General features: G+C 72.6%; 1 protein-coding gene. It reads left to right on the top strand.

Going from position 1 to position 603, the window contains the following annotated elements; all coding sequences use genetic code 11:
• Positions 1 to 149: 149 nt before the first annotated feature.
• Positions 150 to 603, top strand: a 454-nt coding sequence (locus tag D3272_RS27055) for an IolE/MocC family protein (protein ID WP_245496817.1), incomplete at its 3' end; no start/stop codon positions are given.

The raw sequence follows: 603 nt of genomic DNA, 5'->3' as shown, positions 1-603 counted from the left end.
GTCGCCGTGCCGGAAGTGTCGGTGCGCGACGAGGTCGGGGCGGCGCGCGCGCGCTACGAGGCCCAGCAGCGCCGCCAACGCTTCGCCGACTGACCCGGCGTCCGAGAGTGACCCCGCCTTCCCCGCCCGAGCCCGAAAGACCCCGAACCATGACGATCCGCATCGGCGCCAACCCCATCGGCTGGACCAACGACGACCTCCAGGAGATCGGCGGCACGACACCGCTCGAGACCTGCCTGGCCGAGGCCCGCCAAGCCGGCATCGAGGGCATGGAGCTGGGCCACAAGTTCCCGCGCGAGCCCGAGGCGCTGAAGGCCGCGCTGGCCCCTTTCGGCCTCGCCTGCGTGGCGGGCTGGCACTCGATCGAGCTGCTGAACCGCTCGGCGCGCGAGGAGTTCGACCTCGCCAAGCCCCACCGCGACCTGCTGCGCGCCATGGGAACGGACGTGTTCATCGTGGCCGAGACGTCGAACTGCATCCACGGCCGGCGCGACGTGCCGCTGTCGCGCCGCCCGAAGCTCGCCGAGGGCGACTGGGCCGGCTACGGCGCCAGGATCACCGAACTCGCCGAACTCCTCGCCGCCGAGGGCCTACGCCTGTGCT

It is taken from the genome of Lichenibacterium ramalinae, assembly GCF_004137085.1.
Classification (GTDB): domain Bacteria; phylum Pseudomonadota; class Alphaproteobacteria; order Rhizobiales; family Beijerinckiaceae; genus Lichenihabitans; species Lichenihabitans ramalinae.
Note: the sequence above shows the minus strand (reverse complement) of the source record. Positions and strands in the feature narration are given on the sequence as shown.